This window comes from Bacillota bacterium (genome assembly GCA_036504675.1).
GTDB lineage: Bacteria > Bacillota > Sulfobacillia > JAJYWN01 > JAJZPE01 > DASXUT01.
In genome coordinates this window covers 1-8,339 of the sequence record DASXUT010000002.1, presented here as the reverse complement: position 1 = coordinate 8,339, position 8,339 = coordinate 1, and the positions used below count along the sequence as shown (strand labels likewise).

Below are 8,339 nucleotides of genomic sequence, written 5' to 3'. Positions count from 1 at the left end.
CTGGGACTACTTGATTGACCCCAACCGCAAGAACTACACCCGGGTGAACCTGCGGGCGGCGGTGCCGACCGGCGGGACGCTCGGCGCCTACGGCCTGAACCTGGAGGGCGGCGACGGGACCTATCGTATCTATTACGAACCGGCATCGGGGGCAATTACCCCGACGACGGTGGTCGTCGACCAACCTGGCGACCCGTGGTCGCCGACTTATGTCCCGGCCGGCCGGGCGGTCACGGCTGATATGGTCGCCGTGGTGACCGATTCCAGCAGCCTGACCATGACCGGGTACTCGTCGGACCCCTATATCGGGCTCTTCGTCAACGATCCCAGTGGCAAGCAACTGGGGTACGCCCCCGCGAAGCGGGCTTCGGACGGCTCGTTTCGGGGCACCGTGGACCTCCCGGTGGAAGCGGGCTTCCCGTCCGGGCAGGGGCTCTACTCGGTCCTGGTGGCCACGGGCCAGCTCAGTGACACCACGTTGATGACCAAGTGGACGATACCGGTCAAGCTGGCCGCGGGTGCCGGGGCTGGGGCGGCGACGGCGACGGGCGGCTCATCGGCCACCTCGCCCTCGCTGGCCTCACTTAACCTGGCCGACGCCGAGCGGGCCCTGAGCGCCGGTGACGACTACCTGGCCGGCACGACGTATCTGATGGCCTTGCGGTCCGCCACCCAGACCGGCGACTCGGCCACCCTTCAGCGATCAGTCCAAGGCCTGCTTGGGCTGGCTGAAGGGGCCAGGAGCTATCTCCTGACCGACTCGGCGGCCGGCAGCCTCGACCGGGGCGCCGACCCGCTCGTCCATACGGGCTTCGCTTACGCTCGGGCGTATCGGCGTCACGAGGCCCTGAAGGCCTTCACCGAGGTCTTGGTGGCGGACCCCGCGAACGCGGTCGCGGCCGACGGCCTGAAGTTGGTCAGTGATCCGGCCTACGCCCTCAGCCAGCCGTCCTCCTCCCCGCCGATCTATCTGACCAAGCTGCCCGACATCGACATCTGGGCCAAGGCGATCATCGAACGGATGAACTTCAAGGGGATCATCAGGGGCTTCGCCGACGGCACCTTCGCCCCCGATCGGCAGGTCCGGCGCGATGAGGCGGTGGCGATGGTCGACCGGGTCCTTGGGTTCGAGGACGAAGCGAAGGTCAAGGCCCAAACGGCCGGGGCGGCGGACGTCCCCTATGCCGATTTCTCCTCCATCGCCGACTGGGCCCGGGGCTACGTGGCTGCGGCCTACGCCCACGGCCTGGTCAATCTCCGCGAGGCCCGCTTCCGGCCGAGCGACCGGGCCACCCGTGCCGAGGTGGCGGTGATGTTGGTCCGCGGCCTGGGGGCCGAGGCCGAGCAGTCGGCCCGGGGGATGGCCGGGGAAAAGACGGCCTTCGCCGACGACGCCCGCATCCCGGCCTGGGCCCGCGGGTATCTGGTGTACGCCTTGAAGAACGGCATCCTGACCGGTTACGGCGACAACACCATGCGGCCCAATGACCCGGTCCGCAGAAGCGAGATGGCCGCCCTGGCCGGTCGGATTGACGACCGGACCAGAACGGCCATTGACCGTTCGGAACTCGAGGGCACCCTGACCAAGGTGGAAGCCGGAGAGCCGGGCACCATCTACGTCCTGGAGGACGGGGCCCCGTCCGGCGCGGGCGGCGCCGCCAAGGGGCTGGCCCTGAACCCGTCCCTTTACGCCGCCGGCAAGGCCATCTTTGTCCTCGACTTGAAGCCCGGTTCGCGGGTGCGCGTCGTCACCGGAGAGGGCGGAATCGTCAGCTACGTCGAGGTGCTGGCGACGCCGAGCGCGCCGAAAGCGCCGGGCCTGTGACCTGACCCTCCGTCTTCTCCCGCCGACCCGGACCTCGCGAACCCGCGGCGACCCTGGCCATCCAGCGAGGCCGGGTCGACTTCGATTTCCACCAATATCTCGCTCGGCCGGCGAAGGATGTGACCCTGCTCCGCGCGAATCAAGGTGGTCGTCGACAATGGGACGAGCCGGTTGAGGACAAGATAGGCGCCGAGGGCGCTCGGCGGAAGGACGAAGGCCGTCTCGGAGCATCTTAATTTCCCGAGCAATGACCTGCTTTCAGCATCGCGAAGACCCTCCTGGAGGTCTATCTCTTGCCCAGACCCTCGACAGATTTCTGGCGTGAGGCGCTCAAGTCCTCTTCCGGCGGCCGCGGTCTGGCGGGCGCGGGCCGGCGCGGCACGGCGTTCGGGCGGGCCATCGCCGCGTTTCTGGTCGTGGCCGTGGCCATCGCCGTTTTCCTGGGCTCGGGCCTCGTCCTCCGATCCCTGGACGGAGCCGGTGCCCCGGAGCCCGAGCCCCCGCGGCACGTGGTCGTCCTCGTCTATCATCACCTGGCGCCGGCCGATCAGATCATCAACCCGCACAACACGGTCTCTCCCGAGCGGTTCGAGGAGCAGTTGACCTGGTTTAAAGGCCACGGCTATGAGACCATCGCCCTGGCCGACCTGTATGCCTACCTGAGCGGGACGACCCGGGCCGAAGCCGCTCCGAAAGTCCCCGGCCGCTCCCCCTTGGCGCGCATCTTGAGCGTCCTCGCCCCAAGCCAGGCCCGGATCATCAAGGGGCGCGCCCCCGGGCAGCTCCCGGCGAAGCCGCTGGTGATCACCTTTGATGACGGCTATGAGAGCAATTACGTCTACGCCTACCCGATCCTGAAGAGGCATGGCTTCCACGCCTCCATCGGCCTCATCGGCCGGGTCGTCCGGGACGGGCCGGCCGGCCCCTTCGACCCCGGCGTCCTCACCTACCTGACTTGGGACGAGGTCCGCGAGATGGCCAAGGACGGGACCATCGACTTCCAGTCTCACACCTACGACCTTCATCAGCTGGCCCCGGACGGCACCCCGGCCACCCTGTCCCGGCCGCGCGAGGCCGTCCTGACCGACCTGGTCGGGGTCAAGGGGCTCATCGAAATGGAAACGGGCCAGCCGGTGCTGGCCCTGGCCTACCCGTATGGACGTCACACCCCCGAGCTCGACGCGCTGGCCGCCGAGGCCGGCTACAAGCTCGGCCTGACCATCGACGAGGGGTTCGAGCGGCCGGGCGATGATCGGTTCAAGGTCAAGCGGTTCATCCTCTCGATGGACGACACGCCCGAACGACTGGCCGCCCGGTTCCCGGACGCGGGGCCCTGAACAGATTGGACCGTCCTGATCAGACCTGACTAGACCGGATAGTACCCCAGCTTGCTCTCCTTCCTCGCCTGCTCGACGAGGTCCTGATCGGTCCCGGTGCGGGCGGCCATCCGCTCCTCGAAGAACTTCTTGGCCACCGGCGGGAAGAGCGCGTAAGACAGGACGTCCTCCTCTTGTTCCATGAGGGGGGCGATTTCTTTCTTGGCCTCCTCGAGGCCGGGCGGCAGGTCGTCGGCCGGACGGTGGGTGATGGGCTTCTCATCGCCGATGATCTTCCGCCGGATGGCCGGATCGACCTTCCCCGGAGGGCGCCCATAGAGCCCCCTGGCGTAGGCCTTGACCTCGTTGGCCACCATCTTGTAACGTTCGCCCATGAGGACGTTGAGGACGGCCTGGGTGCCGACGATCTGGCTGGTCGGGGTGACCAGGGGCGGGTAGCCGAGGTCCTGGCGGACCCGCGGGACCTCTCGAAGGACGTCGGGCAGCCGATCGAGGGCGTTCTGCTGTTTGAGTTGGGAGACGAAATTGGAGATCATCCCGCCGGGGATCTGGTACATCAGGACGTTGGTGTCGACCATGCTCCCGGCCACGTCGAACTGGCCGTACTTGGCGCGAACGGCCTTGAAGTGCTCGGCTATCTCGGACAGGAGGCCGAGGTCCAGACCGGTGTCATAGGGGGTCCCGGCCAGGGCGGCAACCATCGTCTCGGTCGCCGGCTGCGAGGTGCCCAGGGCCAGCGAGGAGATGGCCGTGTCGATGACGTCGGCGCCGGCCTCGATCGCCTTTAGGTAGGTCATCGAGGCCATCCCCGAGGTGTAGTGGCAGTGGACCTGGACCGGCAGCCCGACCGACCGCTTGAGCGCGGTGACGAGGTCGACGGCGGCCGATGGGGTGAGGATCCCGGCCATGTCCTTGATGCAGATCGAGTCGGCCCCCAGGTCGGCCAACTGCTCGGCCATCTTGACCTGGTGCTCCACGTCGTGAACGGGGCTGATGGTGTAGGAGATGGTCCCCTGGATGTGGGCCCCGGCCTTCTTCCCCGCGGCCATGGCCTTCTCCATGTTGCGCACGTCGTTCAGGGCGTCGAAGATGCGAAGGATGTCGACGCCGTTCCCGACCGCCGCCTTGACGAAGGCTTCGACGACGTCGTCCGGATAGTGCTTGTAGCCGACCAGGTTCTGCCCGCGCAGAAGCATCTGCAGCTTGGTGCGTTTGAAGACCTTGCGGAGGACCCGCAGCCGGTCCCAAGGGTCCTCGTTCAGGAAGCGCAGGCAGGAATCGAAGGTCGCCCCGCCCCAGACCTCGAGGGAGGAAAAGCCCACCCGGTCCATCCTATCGGCGATCGGGAGCATGTCTTCCGTCCGCATGCGGGTCGCCAGGAGCGACTGGTGGCCGTCGCGGAGGGTGGTATCGGTGATCTGTACCGGGCGGTCGGCGCTTCGCTTGGCCGGCCCGGTCTTGACCCGCTCAGTTGGTTTCTTGACCGGCATCCAAAGGTAGCCTCCTAATCCCTATAGCTGTGGGAGCAGTGGCAGGCCGCCGGGGATCATCGGCAGTATCAGAGCCGCCAACCCGGCGAAGGCGATGATCAGGGCGGCGACGACCGCGAAGACCGCGGCCATCGGCAGAACCACGGTTACCGTGGCTTGGCCGCTGGTGATGTGATGGACCTCGGCCACGGCGATGATATACAAGACGGCCACCCAAATGGTGACGGCCAGGCTGAGGAGGACCTCCAGGGTCCGGGCCGGGGTGAAGGTCAGGAGCATCAGGGGGGCGTTGATCAGCCGCGGCAGGTTGGCCAGGGCGACCAGGTAGAACAGGCTCAGGCCGCGGCCCTTGCCGCCCAGCATCTCGGCCACCAGGTGGAACACGGCGGTGACGACGAACCAGTCGATGAGCCCGAGGACCAGACCGGCGAAGACGAAGGCTGCCGGGGCCAGACCAAAGGCCGTGGCCGACAGCCTCGACCCGAGGGATATGGTCATCAGGGTGGTCGAGACGATGTTGACCGCCAGGAAGACGGCCACCGCCTGGCCGACGGGCGGCGCCTCGGCCAGCTCACGGAAGGTCTTTCGGGGGGAGAAGAGGATGCCGTAAACCAGCTCGAGGAAGTCGGGCCCGCGGCGCGCGGGTGCCCCGCCTACCTTGGGATCGGGGCCGGGTGGAGCCTCCGGGATGACGGGACCCTGCTGTTCGGTCTTGTCTTCGTTCAAAGGCGGGGCCACCCTTCCTGACCCGAATTGGCCGAAGTCGCTCAATGCCCGCTCCCCGGAACGCTGTTGCCACCGAGGTCCGGCGCGAGGTTGATGAGCCCTTGACCGTTCGGTCCGACGATGGTCACCCGGCCGAGCAATTGCCTCAGGATCCCCTGGGGCCCGGTCAGCCAGGCCCACGGCGAGGTCACCCCATACTCCTTGACCGAGTACCTTCCCCTGATACCGGCCAGCCTGACCGCCTGATCAATGGCGTCGTGGAAGTTCCCGAAGCCGTCGATGAGGCCGTAGCTCTTGGCCTGCCGGCCGGTGAAGACCCGCCCGTCGGCCAACCCCAAGACGGCTTCCCGGGATAGCTTGCGACCGTCGGACACCTGGATGACGAACTGGTCGAAGATGTCGTTGACCATGGTTTGGAGCAAGGCCCGCTCTTCCGGGGTCATCGGTCTGGTGCTCGAACCAATGTCCTTCATCGGGGCGCTCTTGATCACATTCACGTCGATGCCGAGCTTCTTGTAGAGCTCCTGGACGTTCTGGACCTCCATGATCACCCCGATGCTGCCGGTCAAGGTCGCCGGGTCAGCGATGATCAGGTCGGTGCCCGAAGCCACCCAGTAGGCGCCGGAGGCGGCCACGTCGCCCATCGAGGTGACGACCTTCTTGCCGTCGGCCCTGAGCTTGGCGACCTCATTGGAGATCTCCTGCGCGGCGGCGGCGCTCCCCCCCGGGCTGTTGACCCTCAGGACGACCGCCTTGACCAGCGGGTTTTCGCGGGCTTCCTTCAGATAGGCGATAACGTTGTCAGAACCCAGGGTCCCGCCAAAGAGGCCGCTGGTGCTGGCCCCGCCGCTGATCTCGCCGTCGATATAGACGATTCCCACCGTGTCGACGCCGAGGCCGCGCAGGCCGTCCCTGGGCCCAAGGAAAAAGCCGGCCACGACCGACGCGCCAACCGCGGTCAGCAGGATCAGGATCACGAAATGTCGTCTTTGCATTACCCGGCCCCCTTGACCCCAGCCTCGGGGCCCAGAAGTAACATATCATCTGAGGTCATAGGGCTATTCTCTTCGACGCTTTGGCGGCTATCCCCTTGTCACGAGGAGGGAGGAAAGGCCGATGGGCCGCGGCCGGCACCCGCTCGGGGAGCCCATTTGGGTCTGCCCTCCTTGAGTTTGACCGGTCGGCCTTGGGGTGGCCCAGGCGGGGCGTCTGAAAGACGGACAGGTCGAACATTGCCGGATGTAGCTCGGCTAAGCCTCTACGCCGCTGCCGGGGGCGGCGTCTTTCGGCAATATCTTCCAAGTTAGGAGGTAATTTACGCCAATACGTCGAAGGTTAAGGAAGAAAATCGGTCTGGAGAAACGGGTGTTTCGAATGCGCTCGTTGTCTGTCGAGGAGGGTGAGTCGATGGCCTTCCCCACCAACGACGAATGCTTCGCACTAAGTGAAGAAGATCTAAGAACGGTATCGGACAGAGCCGGCGAAATACTGAAGGAATCCGAGAGGCTGAAGGACGCCCGCCGGTACAGGCGAGCAGTCCAGAAAGCCCTTAGGGCAGCCGACCTCTACGAAGTGGTGGGAAACAGGTTCGGAAGGTCCAGGAGTCTCACCCTTGCGGGCTTATTCTGCATAAAAGCTAAACATTTCAGGGCCGCCGCCTACTACATGTGGAAAGGTCTCAGGGTTCTTGAGAAGCAGGATTATGAGAAGAGGGCTTATTTCTGGGGTGCACTAGCTAGGATTTACAGAAACCTCTGGTCCATGGACAGGGCTGAGAAGTACTACAGGATTTATCTAAGCCTGTCGATGAAAGAAGACAACATGATTCAGGTTGGTTACGCCAATGTCGGTCTCGGTCTTAACTACTTTCAGCAGGGAGATTATCCGAAAGCTCTGAAGCTGACGGAGCGAGCCCTAGGGATTTTCGAATCGCTTGACCAAAATGCCCTGATATTCCTCGCCTCCGGTAACCTCGCTTGCGTCTACAACAAGATGGGCCTGCATGAAGAGAGCCTCAGATTGCTTACCGGAATCCTGGCTGACAAGAGACTTCCTGACAACGCCCTGTATCTCTGTCATACTTATCATGAGCTCGCCAGGACTTATCTTTGTCTCAAGGATTTCGACAGGTACCCCATGGCCAGAGATAAAGCTTGGGAGTATGCAACTCTCTCGAAGGACATGGTGGAGCTGGGCAGGATGACCATGCTTGATGCGGAGTGGCACGCGTCCCAAGGACAGCAGAGAAAGGCCATGCAGAGCCTTCGGAAGGCAATCGTGGTTTTTAGGAACCACGGTTCGCCTACCGACCTCATTCCCGCTGAGCGTCTGATGATGAAGTGGTTGAAAGGAGGGGAGCATGCTTGAAGAGGGTTCTTAAGAGGATCTGCGTTGCCCTGGCGTTGGCGGTAGTACTGCTGGCGCTGAGCGTAGGCACAGCTTTCGCAGACCCGACTCCCGAGCCGGGGCCTTATCCCCCGCGCTGCAACGTTGTCCTCCCGGGCGAGTAGACCAAGGCTAGCTAGCGGTTAAGGCATCAAGCGAGATGGAACGGGACAGCAAAGGAGCGCCACAGAGCGCTCCTTGTTGTTTCCATTGGTCGAACCATACGCAATACGACGGTTTGGGGGTCATAGAGAGAACCCTCTCGGTTACAGCCTACCATGGCCCCTTGGTGTCTGGCTAAAGGCCGCATCGGGTAGGGGCTAGGAGGGGCGATCAGAAAGAGGCCGGGAACTCCCGGTCTTTTTCGCTTTCATGTCCTGCATAGAAAGGACATTCTTGCCCCTCGCAAGGTTGTGCGTTACTTCAAGGCCACGGGTTTCAGTGAAGGGCGGGCTCATTGGACCCTGCTGGTCATGGCTGGCTGAAACGATGCCGCGCTTCATGATGGGGACGGCTACTTCTATTCCTCACGCCCCTGCAATGGGCAGGCCTAAGTCCGTCAAGCGGCCCTCAATT

General features: G+C 64.4%; 6 protein-coding genes. 3 read left to right on the top strand and 3 right to left on the bottom strand.

Features of this window, described 5'->3' with window-relative positions:
* A partial coding sequence (locus VGL40_00050) for an S-layer homology domain-containing protein (GenBank protein ID HEY3313665.1) occupies window positions 1–1,825 on the top strand: 1,825 nt, incomplete at its 5' end.
* A 293-nt stretch (window positions 1,826–2,118) separates the two neighbouring features.
* A complete protein-coding gene (locus VGL40_00045) occupies window positions 2,119–3,162 on the top strand; it encodes a polysaccharide deacetylase family protein (GenBank protein ID HEY3313664.1) in 1,044 nt (347 codons plus the stop codon).
* A gap of 29 nt (window positions 3,163–3,191) precedes the next feature.
* Here the strand turns inward: VGL40_00045 and VGL40_00040 are convergent, their stop codons facing one another.
* Genes VGL40_00040 through sppA form a run of 3 tightly spaced genes read right to left on the bottom strand, consistent with a single transcriptional unit; the run spans window position 3,192 to window position 6,373 of the window.
* On the bottom strand, window positions 3,192–4,652 hold the full coding sequence (locus VGL40_00040) for an oxaloacetate decarboxylase subunit alpha (protein ID HEY3313663.1): 1,461 nt from the start codon (window positions 4,650–4,652) through the stop codon (window positions 3,192–3,194).
* Window positions 4,653–4,673: 21 nt separating this feature from the next.
* The gene (locus VGL40_00035) at window positions 4,674–5,378 is read right to left on the bottom strand and encodes a Yip1 family protein (GenBank protein HEY3313662.1); all 705 of its coding nucleotides are present in this window, start codon (window positions 5,376–5,378) and stop codon (window positions 4,674–4,676) included.
* A gap of 41 nt (window positions 5,379–5,419) precedes the next feature.
* Window positions 5,420–6,373: a signal peptide peptidase SppA gene (sppA, locus tag VGL40_00030; GenBank protein ID HEY3313661.1), complete on the bottom strand. Its 954-nt coding sequence runs from the start codon at window positions 6,371–6,373 to the stop codon at window positions 5,420–5,422.
* Window positions 6,374–6,785: 412 nt separating this feature from the next.
* On the opposite strand from sppA, the gene VGL40_00025 reads away from it, so the two are divergent.
* Window positions 6,786–7,745 carry a tetratricopeptide repeat protein gene (locus VGL40_00025; protein HEY3313660.1) on the top strand — a complete coding sequence of 320 codons (960 nt, stop codon included), beginning with the start codon at window positions 6,786–6,788 and terminating at the stop codon, window positions 7,743–7,745.
* Window positions 7,746–8,339 lie beyond the last annotated feature (594 nt).